Below are 18,771 nucleotides of genomic sequence, written 5' to 3'. Positions count from 1 at the left end.
CGACCGTGACGATCGGCCAGGACGGCGAGGGGCTCGACGAGCAACGGAACGAAAAGTCTCGGTTCCCGGCCAGCTCGAGCCGATTCAGGCTCCGCACGGCCACTGATCACATGGGTGGAGTCGCTGCGTTGCTTTACCTCCGCCCGCCCGTTGAGAGCCTTGGCTGCGCTTTCACCACTGACCCCATGTCCGGGAGGCGTACCGTCACGGCGAGGCCGCCGCCGACGCGGGGGACGGCGTCGATCGTGCCTCCGTGGACGCGTGTGATGGCGGCCACGATCGACAGGCCGAGGCCCGCGCCGGACACCGACTCGGTACGGTCGCCGGTGAGGCGCCGGAACGGCTCGAACAGCGATGACACCACCTCGTGGGCGATCTCCTGCCCGGTGTTCTCCACGGTGAGGACCGCGCCTTCATTGCCCGTTCCGGTCCGGACGGCGATGAACCTACGCTGGTCGTTGTACTTCTCGGCGTTCTCCACGAGATTCGCGATCAACCGCTCGACCAGAACGGGATCGCCGGAGGTGAGGGCCGGTGACAGGTCCACCGTCGCGCCGGGGTGCCCGTAGATGACACGCCGGGCCAGGTCGGCCAGATCGACGGGCTCTACGCTGGTCAGCGTGTGTTCTGCCGCAGCCAGCATCAGGAGTCCGTCGATGAGCCGATGTTGGCGGCTGTTGGAGGCGAGGAGTTCATCCCGGGCCTCCAACAGTTCCTCGGGGAGTTCGCCGAACGCCACCTGCAGCAGCGCCCGGTCCAGCGCCAAGGGTGTCTTGAGCTCATGGGAGGCGTTGGCGGCGAATCGCCGCTGAGCATCGGTCGAGCGCTCCAGCCGGTCGAGCATGTCATCGAAGGTGTCGGCGAGCTCCTTGAGCTCATCGTCGGGGCCCTGCATCGCGATCCGTTCATGGAGGTTGGACAGGGACAGTCGGCGGGCCGTGGAGGTGACGCCGCGAATCGGGCGCAGGACGCGCCCGGCTAGCCACCAGCCCAGGATCACCGAGACCACCGTCAGGACAGCGATAATGATCGCGGTGGCGGCCCATTGATATCTCAGGACCTCATACTGCAGCTGAAGGTCGCCTTCGAACACCGCTTCCTCGTCGACTTCGCCCCGGGTCGGCGCCCCGGCGGCCGTGGGCTGAGGTGCTCGCCCCGAGACGGAGACGCTCACCCCAAGCGCGCTGCTGAGCAGCAGGTTCACCGCGAGAAGCATGACCACGGCCATGATGAGGAACGGGCTGGCATAGAGCGCGGTCAGCCGGACCCTGACGGTGCTCCGTGGCCAGGGTCGACGAGACGGTAGCCCGCTCCGATCACGGTGTGAATCACCGGTGGCGGTCCCAGCTTCTTGCGCAGCGTCGCCACCGTTACCCGCACGGAGTTGGTGAAGTAGTCGACGTTCTCGTCCCATGCCTTCTCCAGGAGATCCTCGACACTGACCACACTTCCCCCCGACCGCATGAAGACCTCCAGCACCGTGAACTCCTTGGGGCTCAGAGCCACATAACGCCCGTTACGATGCACCTCGTGGTAGGCCGGGTCCAGGGTGATGCCCGCCATCTCCAGAACCGGCTGGAGCCGGGTCGGCACCCGCCGGGCCAGGGCCCGGATCCGGGCGACGAGCTCGGGAAAGTCGAAGGGCTTGGCCAGGTAATCATCAGATCCCAGGCCCAGCCCCTCCACCTTCGACCACAGGTCACCCGCGGCGGTGAGCATGATGATCCGTGCCGGGACCTGCGCCTCCATCAGCCTCCGGCAGACGTCGTCACCGTGGATCTCGGGTAAGTCCCGATCGAGCACGATCACGTCGTATTCATGGGTCATCGCCCGTTCCAGAGCCGCGTCCCCGTCATAGACGACGTCCACCGCCATCCGGGCCTTGCGCAGCCCGGTGCCGATGATGTCGGCCAAGCCTTTCTCATCCTCGGCAACCAGCACGCGCATGTTCGCTGCTCCCAGCTGTCGGTCATCATGGTACGTCTCAGGCGGACAGGGCCAGCGTCGGCGACATCCGAGCGGCCCGCATCGCCGGGTAGAGCCCGGCGATGGTGCCGACGACGAGCGTGGCGCCGAGCCCGCCGCCGATCACCCACGCCGGCACGACCGGCGGCAACCCTTGCGTCAGCGCGAACCCGATGGTGGCGACCACTCCTAGCACCGAGCCGGTGAGCCCGCCCACACCGGCCAGAATCAGGGATTCGGCGAGAAACTGGACGCGAACCTGGCCGGTGGTGGCCCCGAGCGCGCGACGCAGGCCGATCTCACGCCGCCGCTCCAGCACCGAGATGATCATCGTGTTGGCGATGCCGACCCCGCCCACCAGCAGGGCCACGCCACCGACACCGAGCAACAGGCTGGTGAACGCCCCCGCCACCGCGGCCTTCGCCGCCAGGGCGTCGGAGGGGCGGCTGACCGTGACCTCCTCCGGATGCTCGGGGTTCGCCGCGTGATTCAGCAGCGCCCTGACCTCTGTGACCTTCTCCTCAGCGATCTTCGTATAGACCAAGGTCGGGTGTCCATCGAAACCGAGGAAGGTATCCGCCGCGGCGAAACCGACCAGCGCGGCCACGTCGACGTCCTCTGCCAGTGGCGATTCGGCCAGGACCCCGATCACCGTCCACCACTGGCCGTTGATCCAGACCGCGTCTCCGGCGGTGGCGGCCAGCCGTGTGGCGGCCGTGGATCCCAGCACCACGGTGCGTTGCGCCGCGGTGGCCACATCGTGCCACCTTCCGCTGCGGACCGGGGTCTGCAGGACCTCCAGCAGATCCAGGGAGGTGGCGCGGACCTGAAGGCCGCCGGTGCGTGTGGAAGGGATGCGATCGTTGCGGTAGATGGCTTTTCCGGTGTCACCGGTCTGGCCGGCCATGGCGACATGCTCCACGCCCCGGATCATCCGGCCCGCGTTCTTCGGCAGCCTGGCCTTCTGCGCGGAGAACTGCTTGCCGGGGGCGACGGTCAACATGTTCGTCCCCAACGCGTCCAGGGTCTCCATCACGCGAGCCTGGCTGGAGGAGGAGATGCCCAGCACCGCCACCATGGTCGCGATGCCGATGGCGATCCCCAACGCGGACAGCACGGCCCGCGTGGGCCGGGCCCGCAGCCCCGCCACACCCACTCGCGCCACATCCTCCAGGTTCATCCGGGCAGGGGTCAGCCGTGCTTTGCCGATCCGATCCGTCATCGGAGAGCTCCCATCTCGCCGACCTCGGAGACCTCATCCGCGACGACCAGGCCATCACGGATGTGGATCCTGCGGGGCGCGGCGGCCGCGACCTCCAGGTCGTGCGTGATGATCACCACGGTGGCGCCGGCCGCGTTCAGATTCCGCAACGTCGCGAGAACCTCTGCCCCCGAAGCGGTGTCAAGGTTGCCGGTCGGCTCATCGGCCAACACCAGCGACGGCTCACCGACCACGGCGCGCGCCACGGCGACCCGCTGCCGCTCCCCGCCCGACATCTGATTCGACCGGTGCTCCAGCCGATCCGCCAGACCGACACGCTCCAATGCCTCACCCGCCCGCCGCCGACGTTCACGCCGCCCCACTCCGGCATACAGCAAACCGTCAGCGACGTTGTCGAGAGCGGAAACTCCCTCCGCGAGATGGAACTGCTGGAAGACGAATCCGATGTGCTGGGCGCGCAGCGCCGACAGCTCGCGATCGTTCAGCTGCGCCACGTCGTAGCCCGCGATGCGCACCTGACCTCGCGTTGGCCGGTCCAAAGTTCCGATCATGTTGAGCAGGGTCGATTTGCCCGACCCGGAAGGGCCGACCATGGCGACCAGCTCTCCGCTATCCACGCGCAGATCCACTCCTCGCAGCGCCTGAACGCCACCGGGAAACTCCTTGGTCACCCTGCTCAGCTCGACGACGACGGTCATAGCGCGGGCACCTCGACTCTCACGCCCTCCGACAAGCCAGCACCGGAGATCTCCACGCGGCTTCCCATGAACAGGCCCGTCTCGACCGGCACCACCCGGCGTGCCCCGCCTTGCACCACCCGCACGCCGTACTGGCCGCCTGCCCGCGCGATCAGTGCCTCGACCGGCACCGACAGCACGTCCTTGCGGCGCCCGGTTCGTAGCTCGACCGTGACCGGCGCCTGATCAAGTCTGCCCAGTTCGCCGCCGACCTTGACCCTGACCTCGATCGTCGCCGGACTGTCCGCATCCTTCCCGGGCCGTGCGACGGTTCCGACAGAGGAGATCGTTCCAGCGACCTTCTTGCCGTCGGGCAGCTGTACCTTCACCCTGGCGCCCTTACGGGCGAATTGCTGGTGGGAGGTCTCCAATTTGATGGTGATAGCTCGTTCCGTCCCGGTCGTTGTCACCACCGAACCTTCAGCGGCATCCCCAGCCTGCTTGGAGTTCTCCGCGATCCGAAGCGAACCCCCCGAGAAGATCACTTGGCTTACCTCCGCCCTGCCCGTCGCCACCAGCCCTTCATCGCGCTGCCAGGCCCACACCGCCCGGGCGGTCACCGCGGTAAAGGTCTTGTCGACCGTGCCGGGCTTGTATCCCAGCTTGACCAGGTTCAGCTCCAGCTGACGGACATCCGGACCCGTGGTGCCGACACCAAGGCGGCGATACATCGGGACGGCGCCATACATCAGGAACACCGGCTTGCCCGCCACCTTGTACAGCCAGCCGCCACGGCGCACCACCGTTCCCTCGGCGCGGGTGGCCGTGACCACCCCGCCGGCCCGGTTCGGCTGGCTGCGGCGGCCCGCATATCCGAGGGTGCCGCTGACCTGCTTGGTGTCCACCATGTCGGAACGGGTGATCGGCACAGACGACGCCTGTGCACCGTTGGGGCTCGCTGCCGGCGCTGCCGTACGACCGGGGAGGTTCATGAACCCCACCACAGCCCCGCTTCCGATCACCGCTACGCCGCTCAGCAGCACCGCCGTGCGCCTCACTCGGAGTTCCCAGGAGAGAGCTCCTGGCACGCCTTCTGCGCCTGCTGAACCACCGGCGTGTCCTCGGTCATCCCGTCCGGCAGCTTCAGAGCGACACCGCCGTCGGGATCCTGCTTCGGGTCCGGCATGTCGACTCCCGCCTTGCGCATGCACTCGACGTACTTGAGCGCGGTGTCCATCGCCTTCTTCTTGTCCTCGGGCGACACCTCCTCACCGGCCGGGGCGTACTGCTTACAGGCCGCCTTGGCCGCGTTGCTCTTCTCCGGGGAGTCCGCCTTGATGTCCAGCCCGTCGCTCCGCTCCGTGACGGTGAGACCCTGATCCCGTAGGCACGCCGCGTACTTCGCCTGATCACCGGAATCTCCCTGCCCCCCGGAGCCGCCGCCACAAGAGGCGAGGACGACTGAGGTAGCGAGGAAGGCTGCGATCTTCAGGGCACTCTTCATGTTCGCCATGACCTGCAGCATGCAGGTCAGGGGCTTAAAAGAAGCTAACCAGATTTGCTTAACCCACCTTTAACTCAGGCCGCAATCCGAGCTCGACTTCGGCCATCTTCGCGATCTTGAAAAGTCGGTTGTGTGGGCGAGCGTTGCGGGTCTGCCGTGATCGGATAGACCAGTCTCGGGTTCAGCCCTCAGAAACCTTGGAAACCGAGACTTTCGTTCCGTTGCTCGTCGAGCCCCGGCGAGTGGCTGGAGATCGAGGTGACCGACACCGGCGGCACACGCGGCGCCGGGTGCGCTCCGGCGACGCCCTGCTCGCGCCGACCATCACCCGCCGCCCGGTCGAGCGCGTCGCCCGCCGCGACGACCTGAAGCCCGCCCTGCATCGCGGCCTGCCGGGCCGGACGCCTCGCGAGCTGGACGTGCTGCGCCTGCCGGCCCACCGGCCTGAGCAACGCCGAACTCGCCGGGCAGTTGTCGCTCAGCGTGGCCACGGTGAAGACCCACGTCGCCGGCATCCCGTCCAAGCTCGGCCTGCGCGACCGTGTCCAGGCGGTGGTGCTCGCCTACGAGACCGGCCTGGTCTCTCCCGGCGGCACCGGATGACCTGAGTCCACGTTTACGTCCGGACGGTCGGGGCCGGCGGCGGGGACCCGAGATGGCGGGCGATGTCCACCTCCCACGACCGCAGGAAGTCCCGATAGCTCCCGGCGAACTCGCGCAGAGGTCCCTGGCTCTGCGGCGTGAGTGCGGTCAGTTCGTAGGTGACCCGTACGGTGCTGCCGCCCTGCCCGTCCGCGTCCACCTCGACCGTGACGGTCCCGGCCCGGGAACCGGGCGTCACCCTGGCGTACGAGACGCGCCGTCCAGGCTCGCGCGCGGCCACCACCCAGATGGTCAGCTCGTCGTCCGTGCCGGTCTCGAAGACGGTGCCGGGGGCGGAGTCATCGCTGGTCCCCATCGGGAAACGGGGCCGCCATCCGGCCACCCAGAGCTCCTCGCCGCGCGGCGTGAACAGCGTGAACGCCGCCTCGGGCGGCAGCGCGACCGCCAGCCTTCCGGTGAGGGTGTACTGCGCGCCGCTCATCGCTCGGTCAGCCGGTGCGCGTCGGCGGAGGTCAGCGTCAGGCCGTACACGGCCTTGAGCTGCTCGATCTTGACCAGGGTTTCGGGCGTGAACGGCGCCTTGCCGTCGAAGGAGTGCAGCGCGATGCCCTCCACCAGGTCACCGAGCGAGATGTCCAGGTACTCGGCCAGTCCCTTGAGCACCTTGAGCACGTTCTTCTCGAGCCGGAGGCCCGTCTGAGTACGCTCCACTGTTACCATGGTAACAATGTACCGCATGTCGGCCGGCGTTCCGCCTGCACGGCTACCGGGCGGCCCCCCATCATGTCGGCGCAAGCGCTCATGGATGAGGCCGGGGCCGGCGCGTGGACACAGCTGAGTGAGACGGACGGGCCGGTGGGTCCTGCTGGAGCTGCCGGGCGGAAACGCCGGCGGTGACGAGCCGGTAGAGGCCCGGCGCCCGGGTTGATGCCACCAGAGGAAAAGTAACCCCCTCAGTAACCGACTTCAGCGGCGCAGGGCAGAGTTCGGGCCATCGTCGTCATGCGCGGGGGTGGCGCCGGTATCGGCCAGCGCGCGATAGACGCTGGCCACGGAGGGGTTGCTGCCGTTGTTCTTGCCGGTGGGGATGATCAGCTCGGCTGCGATCTCAGGCACCGCCACACCGCGATCCGCAGGGCCCTCGCGCAGGCGGTCATGTCGTAGAACCTGCCGGCGGCGTACACCACCGTGGGGACCGCTACGGGCGCCCGAGCTGGGCGAGGCCCGCCGGGGGATGGAGGCGGCGGCACCCCGCTCAGTGCGGATGAAGGTCTTGCGGTTCACATCCCCCGCCTTCATGACCGCGGGCGCGGCAACTGTCCTGCTGGTGCGCCGGACGCCGGGATCCGCGTCGGTTCACGCCGGCGTCTGCGCAGCGTCAGCAGGGTGCGCACGCCGGTGGCGTAGATGAGCACGCTCAGCCCGATCAGCAGGATCGCGACCGGAACGGGCAGCGGCTCGGGCAGCCGCGTCGCGAAGGTCCACAGCGTCTGCGAGGTACCGCCTTGGGAGATCAGGATCAACGAGATCACGCCGGAGGCCATCGGAACCCACCCGCCGCCGAGACACAGGCTGGCGGTGAGGCGCATACCGGTCCCGCCTGGCGGCTCGACCAGGACGACCTTGGGCTCCCCGGGCCGCGGGCGGAGGTTCGGGTTCCCGCCACGCAGCTTCTCCAGCAGTTCGGGTCCGTTCGTCTCGAGCCTGCGGTAGGCCAGCCGCCCGAACAACCACATGCACAGTCCGCCGATGGCCAGGCCGAGGGGGAGACCGGACCACCGCAGCAGCGGGTCGTCGCGTAACGTGCCCACGAGCACGAGCGCGGCGACGGGCAGCGCGGCCGCGACCGAGGCGCCGATCATCGTCCAGACCAGCCCGGTGAGGTTGCCGCTGTCGGTGGCGGGGTTCGCGCTGCGGCGGTGGGCGTCGGGCATCCGGATGGGTACCATGACCGACAGCAGCGCCAGCAGGCCGGCTCCGGTCCCGATCGAGCTGGCGAGGATGCCGAGTGTCCACGGCCAGAGCCGGCTCTGCCCGTTGATCAGGACTCCGATCACGGTGAGCGCCACGGCCACCGGCACGGTGACCAGCAGCCACGCCGTCTGGCGGCCCCGCACGTCCGCCCGCTCGACGCCCGGGGTCATCAGCGTCAGCCACAGCGCGCTGCCGTCGGCGCTGTAGAGGTTCGCCGAGCACGCCGCGGCGATGACCACCAGCGCGATGCCTGCCCAGGGCAGGTAGGCCGTGACGCCCGCGAGCAGCGGCAGCGCGGTGTAGGCGATGCTGAACCACAGGGCGAAGAACCAGAAGTAGGTCCGCAGCATGTCCCTCGGCCACGTCCGCAGCTCCTTGCCGATGACGGCGCCGAGCCTGGTCGAGGGCAACCGTCCGAGCAGGGATCGGGTGGACGCCTTCGGCCGGACGGCCGGCGCGCCAAGCGCACCCGTGATGCGGCGGTGCAGCAGCCTCGACCACAACGCCAGCAGGCCGCCGACCAGCGCGATGAGCGCGACCAGGGCGCCGCCCGCCACCAGCCAGTCGGATCGGCTCGACGCCTCGACGGCCGCGATGCCCCAGCCGGAGGGCAGCACCCGCAGGGTGATCGGCAGCCAGGCCGGCCAGCCGCCACGCAGCAGCTGGGACTGGCCGAGCACGACGAGCAGGATGCCGATGTTCGAGGCGCACGCCACGATCACCGCCCACGGCATGGCGATCATCGCCGCGCCGAGCCGGGAGCGCATCGTCTCGCCGACCAGCGCGACCGTGATCCGTGAGCAGAGCACCAGCGTCGCGAGCATGGCCGGCACCGTAACCACCGCGACCAGCGCCGGCCCGGGACCGAGCCGGGCGCCGAACACGACGAGGGCGAGCAGCGCGAGCAGCGTGACCGCGGCCCCGATGCTGAACAACGACACGCCGAACAGGCCGCTCGCCATCGTCCTGGACGTCATCGGAACGCGGGTGAGGTGTTCGGGCCGCAGGTCGTTCTTCTCGCCGCCGGCGAACAGCGGGCCGAGGACCCAGCCGAGCGCCCACCCGGCGAACACGGCCGCGAGCACATCGGCGGAGATGGCCGCGTCGTTCACCGCCACCATGATCGTGCCCGACGCGGTCAGCAGGCCGAGCACGGCGCCCAGGGTCATCTCTGCCGCGTGTCCTGCGGTCATCGAGTTCCGGAGCATCGCGAGCTTCATCCGGATCAGAACGCCAACCACGAGAGTCCTTGCTCACCCGGGCTCGACGCGCCGACCAGTCGCACGAAGGTGTCCTCCAGGCTGGCGCCGTCGCGCACCTCGTCAAGGGTGCCCTCGGCGACCGTTCTGCCCGCGGCGATCACCGCTACCTGGTCGCAGAGCAGCTCGACCAACGCCATGGAGTGACTGGAGACCACCACGGAGCCGCCTCGGCGGACGAACTGCTGGAGGATCGCCTTGATCGTCATCGACGAGACCGGGTCCACCGCCTCGAACGGCTCGTCCAGGACCAGCAGCCGAGGACCGTGCAGCAGTGCGGTGGCCAGGCCGATCTTCTTGCGCATGCCGGCGGAGTAGTTGCCGACCAGCGTCCGCTCGGCGCCGTCCAGCTCCATCACCGTCAACAGCTCCTCGGCGCGCGCGGCGACCACGGTGGCCTCCAGACCGTGCAACAGCCCCAGATACGTGAGCATCTCCCGGCCGGTCAGCCGTTCGGGCATCGCCAGGCCGTCCGGCAGCACGCCGAGCATCGTCTTGGCCCGCACGGGCTCGGCCCAGACATCCACGCCGAACACCCGTGCCGCCCCGGCGTCGGGGCGCAGGAGCCCGACCGCCATGGACAAAGAGGTGGTCTTGCCCGCCCCGTTCGGCCCGACCAGCCCGAAGAACGAACCACTCGGCACCGTCAGGTCCACCCGCTCCACGGCGACCACGTCACCGAACGCCTTTCTCAGGCCCCGAACCTCCAACGCGGGTAACCGCTCATCGCCCGCTGGCGGTTGGGCATTCTCACTACGCTCTTCAGTCATATGGCCACCGATGGGGTTGTGGCAGTCAATTGACGAACATCCGATGCCAGAGCCGGCTGGCGCCATGATCGGAGTGCCTCCACTGTAGCGAGCACCGCCGCGGCGAGGATGGCGGCCGGCACGCTGCTCCACCGGGGTAGGCCTCTGCCGGGCATCAGAAACCCCCTCTCCCTTGGAGAACTTCCGCTTCACAGTCCCTGGACCGCGCAGCAGTCACAGTCACCTCCTGCGGAAGACTTCGCCGGCCTTCGCCGGCGGCCGCGGCATCGCCGTCGCCTTGCCGTTGCTCGGCGCCGCCTAGATTCAGGTCCAGTTCCAGCCTGCCGTACAGGTTCAGGTGGGGTCCAAACAGTTACGGAAAGGCCGCGCAGAACGATCGGGGTCAGTCTCTTGCGCCACTTCGCATCGCGCACGACGGTCTGGATCCTGACGCAGCGCCTCGTCCGCGAGGTACTCGCAGATGAATACCGTACGGACCACGCGGCCCAGCTCTTCGATGGCCTGGTAGGTGGGATGCTCGGGGCAGCCGCGGGTGAAGCGGCGCAGCATCTGGCGGGCCTCGGCGGTCTTGAGCCGCAACGCGGTCGCGCACTTGATCATCTGATCGTAGTGGCGGCCGATCACATCCCAGCTGACCGACGCCGATGCCGCCTTCGCGGGCCTGACGGCCGGCGGATACCTGAAACCGGCCGTTTGACCACTCGCGTTCGCGGCAGCCGGGACACGCGCACGGTGAGCTGCTTGTTCGGCTTGCGGCGGCAGGTGCCGCGGATCGGGCCGGTTCATCGTTCCGCCGGATCGCCGGTGTCCGCTTCCTGCTGGTGGAGGACGTTCAGCCGCTGCAGGCCGCGTAGCTGCGCGGGATTGTAGAACTCCACCACCGCGTGGGCCATCACGTTCCTGGCCCGCTCCGCCCCAGCGGCGAATCCGCCACCGGGTCGTTCCACCAGGGATGCTCCTCCCGCGTCCGGCGGACCACGGGCACCATCCGCCACGAGTGGGCCGGCCGACGGCACGATGCCGGCGCGTGACGTCACCTGCCGGGCGTCCTGAGCGGGCGTTTAGCCCTGCCTGGTTCAGCGAAGAGTACCTGTGCGGCCACCGATCACCGCCCCCATGCGCCGGAGAAGGGATCGTCATGCTGCTGGAGAACAAGACCGCCATCGTCTACGGCGGCGCCGGAGCGATCGGCTCCGCGGTCGCCCGCGTCTTCGCCGGCGAAGGCGCCACCGTCCACCTGACCGGACGCACCCGCGAACCTCTGGAGGACCTGGCCCACGCCATCTCCCAGACCGGGGGACGCGCCGAGGCCGCCCCGCTCGATGCGACCGACCGGGCCGCGGTCGAGCAGCACGCCGACACCGTCGCCCAGCGCTGCGCGGGCATCGACATCGCCTTCAACGCCACGTCCAACGACGACCTGCACGGCACCCCGCTCATCGGCATGGCCGCCGACGACGTGCTGCGCACCGTCACCAAGGCCGTCACCACCCACCTGACCGTGGCCACCGCCGTCGCTCGCCACATGATCGGCCGCCGCACCGGCGTGATCCTGGCCATGGGCGGGGGCCGGGAAGCCATCCCGCTCCTCGGTGGCTCGCACGTCGCCTGGTCCGCCCTCGCCGGCCTGTGCCGCCAGCTTGCCGCCGAGCTCGGCCCGCACGGCATCCGGGTCTGCTGGCTGCTGTCTCCCGGCTCACCCGACCCGTCCAAGCCGCCCGGCGACGACCCGGAGGCGAACCTCACCCTGCTCCACCGCCGGCCGCGACTGGAAGACGTCGCCAACGCCGCGGCCTTCGTCGCCTCCGGCCGTGCCGCGACGATGACCGCCACCGAGGTCAACCTCACCGGCGGCGCCGTCGTCGACTGAACGCACGCACCACTCTGAGCATGGCCGGGAAAGTCGCTCGCCGGGCGGCCCCGGCCCATGCTGTGATCGGCGTTGCCAGACCAACGACCTGGACGCGATCGTCACCCTGATGTCCAGCGGCCGGGCGACGGGCGGCAGGTGACCGGTGGCCGCGCGGGCGTCCCCCATCGGGCCGCCGCGCGGCCACCGCCCGCTGAGTGCCGATTCATCCGCCCGTTCATCCGCCCGTTCATCCGCCCGGCGCGCCCTTCGGCGCGGCACGGACGTGCGCGCGCTCGCCCTGCTTGCCGATGAGACTCAGGAACTCCACCGGACCGGCGCCGGCGGCCCCGAACCAGTGTGGCGTACGCGTGTCGAACTCCGCCGCCTGCCCGGGCTCGAGCAGCAGGTCGTGCTCCCCGAGCACGAGACGGAGGGTCCCGTTGAGCACGTACACCCAGTCGTAGCCCTCATGGGTGCGCAGGTCCGGCTCGGCGTCGTCCCCGCCGGCCGGCAGGACGAACTTGTAGGCCTGGATCCCGCCCGGCCTGCGCGTCAGCGGCAGGACGACCGTGCCGTCACCGCAGGCGATGGGACGCAGGTTGATGCGGGGATCGCCGGTCGGCGGCGCGTCGACGAGCTCGTCCAGCGTGACCCCGTAGGCGCGCGCCAGCGGCAGCAGCTGCTCCAGCGTGGGACGCCGCAGGCCCGCCTCCAGCCGGGACAGCGTGCTGGTGGAGATCCCGGTCTGCGTCGCGAGGTCGGCCAGCGTCACGTCCCGCTGCAGCCGCAGGCGCTTCAGCCTCGGCCCGACGGCGTCGAGGGTGCGGTCAATGGTTTCGTCCACCCCGCCATTTTGCCATTCGGCAACAAGGTTTGCGCATCCGCCGGGTCGTTCACCACCATGAGGAACGACCCCGACCCCATCACCGCGAACGAGGAACACCAGCGATGACGCACGCCTTCGACAAGGACTACTGGGAGCAGCACTGGCACGGGGGAGAGGCCTCCATGGGCGGCCACCCGCCGAACCCGTACCTCGCCCCGGAAACCGTGGGCCTGGCACCCGGCACGGCCCTGGACGCCGGGTGCGGCAGCGGCGCCGAGGCGATCTGGCTCGCCGAGCGCGGCTGGCACGTCACCGCGGCCGACATCTCCTCCCACGCCCTGGCCGCGGCCGCCAGGCGCCCGGCGTCCGGCGACGCCGCCGGACGCCTGCACTGGGTGCGGGCCGACCTCACCACCTGGCGCCCGGACGCACCGTTCGACCTGGTCATGACCCACTACGCCCACCCCGCGATGCCGCAGCTGGACTTCTACGACCGCATCGCCGGCTGGGTCGCCCCCGGCGGCACCCTGCTCATCGTCGGCCACCTGCACACCCACGACACCCTCGGCCATACCCACGACGCCCCCGGCGCCGGCGGCCCCACCGCCGGCCACGCCCACACTCCGGGCGCCGCCACCGGCCACGCTCACAGCGGCGCGGCCCACAGCGGCGCCGCCGCCGGTCACGGCCACCACCCGCCCGCCGAGGCGTCGGCCACCCCCGCCGCCATCACGGCCCGCCTGCCCCGCACCCAGTGGGACATCGTCACCGCGCAAGAGCACGTGCGCACCCTCCCAGGCCGCCCGGTCCCCCTGCACGACGTGGTCGTCCGCGCCACCCGCCACCGGTAGCCCCGACCCCCCCCGTCCACCAGCGCCAGGGCCCCGCCGCTCCGGCGCCGACCCCTCCTGCCCTCCCGCGAAAGGAACCCCGTGACCACCTCGCCCGTGGCGGCCCGCGATGCGACCATCCACGACCCGCGCCACCGCCGCACCATCCTGATCACCGTCTGCCTCGCCCTCATGGCGGTCATCGCCTCGGTGTCCGGCCTGAACGTCGCCCAGCCGCAGCTCACCGCCGCCTTCGGCGCCTCCCAGAGCGAAGTCCTGTGGATCATCAACGTCTACACCCTCACGCTGGCCGCGCTGCTCCTGCCGCTCGGCGCGCTGGGCGACCGGTGGGGCCGCAGGCCGATGCTCATCGCGGGCCTGCTCGTCTTCGGCGTGGCCGGCGCGGCGGCCGGCCTCGCCCCCTCCTCGCAGGTCATGCTCGCCGCGCGGCTCCTCAGCGGCGCCGGCGCGGCGATGATCATGCCGGTCACGCTCGCCGTCATCACCTCCACCTTCCCCGATGAGGAACGTTCCAAGGCGATCGGCGTGTGGACCGGCGTCGCCGGCGGCGGGGGCATCCTCGGCATGTACCTGTCGGCCGTCCTGGTGGATCTGGCGAGCTGGCGGTGGCTGTTCGTGCTGCCGGTCGTGCTCGTGGCCGCCGCCCTGACCATGGCGCTGCGTTCCGTCCCGGACTCGCGCGAGCCGTCGCGGGGCCGCTTCGACGCCGTCGGCGCGCTCACGTCCATGATCGCGGTGGTGGGGCTCGTCCTGTTCCTCCACGAGGGCCCCGGGCAGGGGTGGAGCGCTCCCGCGACGCTCCTGAGCCTGCTCACCGGCCTGGCCGCCGCCGGCGCGTTCGTGGCGTGGGAGCTGCGCCGGCCGGCTCCGCTGCTGGACGTGCGGCTGTTCCGGCGGCGGGGCCTGGCCTCGGGGTCGGTGTCGCTGCTGACGGTGTTCGGCGTGCAGGCGGGCATCTTCGTGGTGCTCTTCCCGTACTTCCAGGCGGTGCTCGGCTGGTCCGGCCTGCTCGCCACCCTGGCGTTCATGCCGATGGCGCTGCTGATGATGGCCGCCTCCGGCCTGGCCCCGCGCCTGGCGGCACGCATCGGCAGCCGCCAGGTCATGGCCTGGGGGATCCTGCTGGGCGGCGCGGGCCTGGTCCTCATGGCCGCCCTGGTCTCCGTCGACGGCGGTTACCCCTCGATCCTGCCCGGCATGCTCGCCATGGGGGCCGGCATGGGGCTGACGATGACGCCGTCCACCGAGGCCATCACCACCGCGTTGCCCCGCGAACGCCAAGGCGTCGCCTCGGCCCTCAACGACATCACCCGCGAGCTCGGCAGCGCGCTCGGGGTCGCGCTGCTCGGCGCGGTCCTGACCGCCGGCTACCGCACCGCCCTCGACACCCGCCTCAGCGCAACGCCGGGCACGCTGCCGGGCACGCTGCCGGGCGCATTGCCGCCTGCGGACGCCGCCCGCGAGGGCATCTCCAACGCCCTGGCCGCCGCCCGCGAGGCGGGTCCGGACGCGCGGGCGCTGGCCCGGGCCGCGCAGGAGGCCTTCGTGGACGGCTGGCAGCAGGCGATGTGGGCCGGCGCGGCCGTCATGGCGATCCTGTTCGTCTACGTCCTGGCGCGCGGCCCGCGGCAAAAGGCCGGGAACGACTCCTGAGCACCGTGACACTACGGTGAGCGGATGAGTGAGGAATCAGCGCCGCAGCTGTTCACGAACCACTGGGCAGACGCCGCCGGTCCCGCCGGCCCGTCCCGTGAACACTGCACGTGCATCGCGTACACCAGCACCACGCCGCAGCGCGCGACCCGCTTCCACCCCGAACGCCAGGACACCACGGCACCCGGATGGATCCGCCTGCTGGAGCTGGTCGAACAGGCGGCAGCCGACCGGCGGGAGGTCTTCAAGCCACTGGCCGAACTCACCCCCGAACAGCGGCGCCAGATCGTCACGCTCCCGCCGACCATCGCCGGACTCACCTCGGTGAAACACCTCCTGCTGTACGGCAGCAGCCTGGTACGCATCCCGCCCGAGATCGGCGCCATGCGAAGCCTGGAGGAGTTCACCCCGTACACCTCCTACCGCCTGCACTGGTTCCCGTACGAGATCACCCGGTGCCGCAACCTGCGGCGCAGCACCGTGAGCACCCGCGCCCTCTACGGCAACTACAAACGGCGCCCGCCCTTCCCGGCGTTGAGGCCCGCGACCGCCGGCAACCCGGCCCTCGGCGACCTGGACCCCTGCGTCTGGGGCGCCACCGAGATCCGCATGTGCAGCGTCTGCGATCAGCACCTCGACGCCGGCAACCTCCGCCAGGTCTGGATCTCACGGTGGACCTCGGGCGCCGATGTCCTGCCCTTGCTGGTCAACGCCTGCTCGGCGGCCTGTGTCGAGGCGCTTCCCGCGCCCGCCGAAGGTTACGTCGCGGCGCCGCACACGGGCGGGCCGGGCGTCGAGCAGCCCCCGCCCCGCTGACCAGGTACAGCACCCGCTCACCACGGCGGCGAGGCGGCGCGGCCGGGTCGCCGCCGTGGGTGGCGGCGGGAGCCGCGCGGGCGTCTTCCCGAGACATTTCGGGCGTCCTGTCCAGATGGAGACGGAACGCCGGTTATGAGACTGGCCGAGGTGCACCGGTCCGGACAGGATGCCTGCTGAGAGACAACCTGTCTGTTGGGAAGGGATGCTCATGAAAGCCCTCGTCGTTCCCGGATACGGCCCGCCCGGCACGTTCACCGTCGAAGACCTCCCGATCCCCGAGCCCGGCCCGGGACAGCTGCAGGTCCGGGTGGCCGCCGCCTCGCTCAACCCGGCCGACCTGCTGATGACCGCGGGCACGGTACGCGAGATGGTCCCGCTGGACTTCCCGTTCGTCCCCGGCACCGACGCCGCCGGCACCGTGACCAAGATCGGCCCCGGCACGCGCGGGTTCGAGGTGGGGGAGGAGGTGTTCGGGTTCGGCGCGCCGCCGTCGTTCGCCGCCGGCGTCGGCATCCCCGCCGTCACCTCCGGCGCGCTGGCCGAGTACGCGACCTTCCAGGCCGGCCCGTTCCTGGCGAAACGGCCGCCGAAGCTGAGCGTGGTCACCGCGGCCGCGCTGCCCAGCACCGGCATGACCGGCCTGGCCGTGCTCGAGCGCGGACGGTTCCAGCCGGGCGAGACGGTCCTGGTGATCGGCGCGCCCGGCGGCATCGGCAGCGTCGTCGTGCCGCTGCTGGCCGCGCAGTGCGTCGTCCTCGCCACCGGCACCGGGCCCGACCGCGACTACGTGCGCGGCCTGGGCGCCACCGAGGTGATCGACCACCGCGGCACCGACCTGATCGGGGAGGTACGGCGCCGCCACCCCGGCGGCATCGACGCCGTGGTGAACCTCGCGCTGACAGGCGAGGCCGTCATCGCCGCCACCCGGACGCTGCGCCCCGGCGGACGACTGCTCAGCACCACCCCCGGCACCCCCGCCCACCCGGCCGTCACCACGGTGATGGGCACCACCGACCTGCGTCCCGGCACCATGGACACCCTGGCCGCCCACGTCCTGGACGGCATCCTGCCCGAACCCGCCACCACCACCCACCCCCTCAGCGACGCCCCGCGCGCCTTGGCGGACCTGGCCCAGCAGCACACCCGCGGCAAACTCGTCGTCATCGTGGACCCGGCGGCCACCCGATGACCCCTCCCGCGGGCTGAACCCGATGCCAGGCCGCCGCCTCCCCGTACGGACCGGCCTGGACCACGCCGCGCAGGTGACCGCCCCCGGCCCCGGCGTCACCCGCGAGCGCGGGGGGTGTGCGGTGCTCGGGGGAAGCCGTCAGACGGTGAAGACGCGCTCGGCCACGTCCCGCCGGGTGTGCAGGTCCCAGTAGACAGGGGCGATCTCCTCGGCCTCCGCCGCCGGGGCTCCGGGAGGGCCGCCCCCGCCGATCCACACGTCGATGGCGACGTGCGCGGCCTGGACACCGGTGCCGGCCAGCTCCTTGTGCAGGTTGAGCACCCAGTTGCGCAGCGCCGCCTGGGCGGCGTTGACGTTGCCGAGCATCGGGTGGGGGTCGACCGAACCGCCCCCGTTGGTGTAGAGCAGGGTGCCCGCACCGGCCTCGCGCATCGCCGGCAGGACGGCCTGGGTGGCGGTGATGGCGCTGTAGAGCAGCAGGTCCATCAGCCCCTGCACATCGGACGGGCTGGTCTGGGACGGGGTGGCGAGGGACAAGGAGCCGATGCTCGGGGCCGGGGAGTGCTCCAGGACGTCGATGCCGCCGAAGTGGGTGGCGGCGTCCTTGAGTGCCTGGGTCAGCGCGTCGTGGTCGAGCACGTCCGCCGGGAACGCGGCGGCGGTGACGCCGTCCGCGGCGAGCCGGCCGGCGAGGTCGTCGAGCTTGGCCCGGTTGCGGGCGATGAGGGCGACATCGTAGCCCTGGGAGCCGAAGGTGCGGGCGATGGCCAGGCCCATGCCGGGGCCGGCGCCGACGATGGCGAGAGTTGGCATGATCAGTTCACTTTCCCTTGAGTATGGGGGTCAGGAGGTTGCGGACGGGACGGCGCAGCCGCCGGGGCCGCAGGCCGGGGTGTGGCCGCCGGGGGCCAGGGTGACCGGGTGGGTCTCGTCCCAGGCTGTGCGCAGGAGCCGCAGCAGGCTGTCGCTGTCCTGCGCGCCGGCGACGCCGTAGCGGCCGTCGACGACGATGAACGGGGCGCCGCTCGCGCCCAGGCGCCGCGCCTGGCGGGCGTCGCCGAGGACCTGCTGCCGCCAGCTCCGCTCCGTGAGGGCCCGGCGGGTCCGCTCGCGGTCCAGGCCGAGCTCGCCGGCGAGCTTCAGCAGGTCCTCCAGCGAGAAGACCGGCTCGGCCCGGCCGAAGTAGGCGCGGAAGATCGCCTTCCACGCCGCCCGGTTCCTCCCCTCGGCGGAGGCGTGCGCGAGGAACTCGTGTGCCAGGTCGGTGTTGCCGGCCGTGTTGTCCAGCACCCGGTACGGGCTCAGGCCCTCGCTCTCGGCCAGCGCCTCGATCCGCCGGGCCGAGACCTCGGCCTGATCGCCGCCCATGCCGTGCCGGCTGCGCAGAATGTCACGGACAGTGAAGACGGAGCCCTCGGGGAGGTCGCTGCCGAGCGGGAAGGACCGGTGGACCACCTCCACGTGCTCGCCGTGCCCGAACCGCTCGACGGCTCGCTCCACGCGATGGCTGCCCAGCCCGCACCAGGGGCAGGCCACCTCGGACCAGATCTCGACCTTCACAGCATCCCCTCCTATTCCTACTATTTGTGCGTAACGTCAAGATAGGA

General features: G+C 70.9%; 23 protein-coding genes. 6 read left to right on the top strand and 17 right to left on the bottom strand.

Annotated features, from left to right (window positions below):
- Positions 1–133: 133 nt before the first annotated feature.
- From HD593_RS27545 to HD593_RS61845, 7 genes are all read right to left on the bottom strand, one after another.
- A complete protein-coding gene (locus tag HD593_RS27545; RefSeq protein ID WP_185112773.1) occupies positions 134–1,204 on the bottom strand; it encodes a sensor histidine kinase in 1,071 nt (356 codons plus the stop codon).
- Positions 1,205–1,257: 53 nt separating this feature from the next.
- Positions 1,258–1,947: a response regulator transcription factor gene (locus HD593_RS27540; RefSeq protein ID WP_185104963.1), complete on the bottom strand. Its 690-nt coding sequence runs from the start codon at positions 1,945–1,947 to the stop codon at positions 1,258–1,260.
- A gap of 37 nt (positions 1,948–1,984) precedes the next feature.
- Positions 1,985–3,187, bottom strand: a complete 1,203-nt coding sequence (locus HD593_RS27535) for an ABC transporter permease (protein ID WP_185104962.1) — start codon at positions 3,185–3,187, stop codon at positions 1,985–1,987.
- Positions 3,184–3,885, bottom strand: a complete 702-nt coding sequence (locus HD593_RS27530; protein WP_185104961.1) for an ABC transporter ATP-binding protein — start codon at positions 3,883–3,885, stop codon at positions 3,184–3,186. The genes HD593_RS27535 and HD593_RS27530 overlap by 4 nt, the downstream gene beginning before the upstream one ends.
- Positions 3,882–4,907 (bottom strand): peptidoglycan-binding protein, encoded by a 1,026-nt coding sequence (locus HD593_RS27525; protein ID WP_185104960.1) that lies wholly within the window; start codon positions 4,905–4,907, stop codon positions 3,882–3,884. The genes HD593_RS27530 and HD593_RS27525 overlap by 4 nt, the downstream gene beginning before the upstream one ends.
- Positions 4,908–4,918: 11 nt before the next feature.
- Complete coding sequence (locus HD593_RS27520) at positions 4,919–5,389, bottom strand: hypothetical protein (protein ID WP_185104959.1); 471 nt, start codon at positions 5,387–5,389, stop codon at positions 4,919–4,921.
- A gap of 167 nt (positions 5,390–5,556) precedes the next feature.
- Positions 5,557–5,859: a hypothetical protein gene (locus tag HD593_RS61845; protein ID WP_246546745.1), complete on the bottom strand. Its 303-nt coding sequence runs from the start codon at positions 5,857–5,859 to the stop codon at positions 5,557–5,559.
- Position 5,860: 1 nt separating this feature from the next.
- Between HD593_RS61845 and HD593_RS61840 the strand changes: the two genes are divergently transcribed.
- Entirely contained in the window at positions 5,861–5,971 is a 111-nt protein-coding gene (locus HD593_RS61840) for a hypothetical protein (protein ID WP_312903751.1), read from the top strand.
- Positions 5,972–5,984: 13 nt separating this feature from the next.
- Here HD593_RS61840 and HD593_RS27510 read toward each other — a convergent pair whose 3' ends face one another.
- From HD593_RS27510 to HD593_RS27480, 7 genes are all read right to left on the bottom strand, one after another.
- Entirely contained in the window at positions 5,985–6,452 is a 468-nt protein-coding gene (locus HD593_RS27510; protein ID WP_185104958.1) for an SRPBCC family protein, read from the bottom strand.
- Complete coding sequence (locus HD593_RS27505) at positions 6,449–6,682, bottom strand: hypothetical protein (protein ID WP_221524995.1); 234 nt, start codon at positions 6,680–6,682, stop codon at positions 6,449–6,451. Before HD593_RS27505 ends, HD593_RS27510 begins: the two co-directional genes overlap by 4 nt.
- A 255-nt stretch (positions 6,683–6,937) precedes the next feature.
- Entirely contained in the window at positions 6,938–7,087 is a 150-nt protein-coding gene (locus tag HD593_RS27500) for a hypothetical protein (protein WP_221524994.1), read from the bottom strand.
- Between the two features lie 179 nt (positions 7,088–7,266).
- The gene (locus tag HD593_RS27495) at positions 7,267–9,138 is read right to left on the bottom strand and encodes a hypothetical protein (protein WP_185104956.1); all 1,872 of its coding nucleotides are present in this window, start codon (positions 9,136–9,138) and stop codon (positions 7,267–7,269) included.
- Between the two features lie 32 nt (positions 9,139–9,170).
- A complete protein-coding gene (locus tag HD593_RS27490) occupies positions 9,171–9,974 on the bottom strand; it encodes an ABC transporter ATP-binding protein (protein ID WP_185104955.1) in 804 nt (267 codons plus the stop codon).
- 333 nt (positions 9,975–10,307) lie between these two features.
- Entirely contained in the window at positions 10,308–10,760 is a 453-nt protein-coding gene (locus HD593_RS27485; protein WP_185104954.1) for a Tn3 family transposase, read from the bottom strand.
- Complete coding sequence (locus tag HD593_RS27480; RefSeq protein ID WP_185104953.1) at positions 10,757–10,921, bottom strand: hypothetical protein; 165 nt, start codon at positions 10,919–10,921, stop codon at positions 10,757–10,759. Before HD593_RS27480 ends, HD593_RS27485 begins: the two co-directional genes overlap by 4 nt.
- 191 nt (positions 10,922–11,112) lie before the next feature.
- Here HD593_RS27480 and HD593_RS27475 point away from each other — a divergent pair, with 191 nt between their 5' ends.
- A complete protein-coding gene (locus HD593_RS27475) occupies positions 11,113–11,844 on the top strand; it encodes an SDR family NAD(P)-dependent oxidoreductase (protein WP_185104952.1) in 732 nt (243 codons plus the stop codon).
- A 229-nt stretch (positions 11,845–12,073) separates the two neighbouring features.
- Here HD593_RS27475 and HD593_RS27470 read toward each other — a convergent pair whose 3' ends face one another.
- Positions 12,074–12,670, bottom strand: a complete 597-nt coding sequence (locus tag HD593_RS27470) for a helix-turn-helix domain-containing protein (RefSeq protein ID WP_185104951.1) — start codon at positions 12,668–12,670, stop codon at positions 12,074–12,076.
- A 104-nt stretch (positions 12,671–12,774) separates the two neighbouring features.
- Between HD593_RS27470 and HD593_RS27465 the strand changes: the two genes are divergently transcribed.
- The 4 genes from HD593_RS27465 (at position 12,775) to HD593_RS27450 (ending at position 17,164) form a co-directional block, all read left to right on the top strand.
- The gene (locus HD593_RS27465; protein ID WP_185104950.1) at positions 12,775–13,503 is read left to right on the top strand and encodes a class I SAM-dependent methyltransferase; all 729 of its coding nucleotides are present in this window, start codon (positions 12,775–12,777) and stop codon (positions 13,501–13,503) included.
- An 81-nt stretch (positions 13,504–13,584) separates the two neighbouring features.
- On the top strand, positions 13,585–15,156 hold the full coding sequence (locus tag HD593_RS27460) for an MFS transporter (protein ID WP_221524992.1): 1,572 nt from the start codon (positions 13,585–13,587) through the stop codon (positions 15,154–15,156).
- Between the two features lie 24 nt (positions 15,157–15,180).
- Positions 15,181–15,972 carry a hypothetical protein gene (locus tag HD593_RS27455; protein WP_221524991.1) on the top strand — a complete coding sequence of 264 codons (792 nt, stop codon included), beginning with the start codon at positions 15,181–15,183 and terminating at the stop codon, positions 15,970–15,972.
- A 211-nt stretch (positions 15,973–16,183) separates the two neighbouring features.
- On the top strand, positions 16,184–17,164 hold the full coding sequence (locus HD593_RS27450) for an NADP-dependent oxidoreductase (RefSeq protein WP_221524990.1): 981 nt from the start codon (positions 16,184–16,186) through the stop codon (positions 17,162–17,164).
- Positions 17,165–17,302: 138 nt separating this feature from the next.
- On the opposite strand, the gene HD593_RS27445 is transcribed toward HD593_RS27450, so the two are convergent.
- Together HD593_RS27445 and HD593_RS27440 are read right to left on the bottom strand one after the other, a co-directional pair.
- Entirely contained in the window at positions 17,303–17,977 is a 675-nt protein-coding gene (locus HD593_RS27445; RefSeq protein ID WP_185104948.1) for an SDR family NAD(P)-dependent oxidoreductase, read from the bottom strand.
- Between the two features lie 30 nt (positions 17,978–18,007).
- Complete coding sequence (locus tag HD593_RS27440) at positions 18,008–18,724, bottom strand: DsbA family oxidoreductase (protein WP_185104947.1); 717 nt, start codon at positions 18,722–18,724, stop codon at positions 18,008–18,010.
- Positions 18,725–18,771 lie beyond the last annotated feature (47 nt).

The sequence above is a fragment of the Nonomuraea rubra genome, assembly GCF_014207985.1.
Taxonomy (GTDB): Bacteria; Actinomycetota; Actinomycetes; order Streptosporangiales; family Streptosporangiaceae; genus Nonomuraea; species Nonomuraea rubra.
This window is presented reverse-complemented; position numbering and strand designations above follow the sequence as displayed.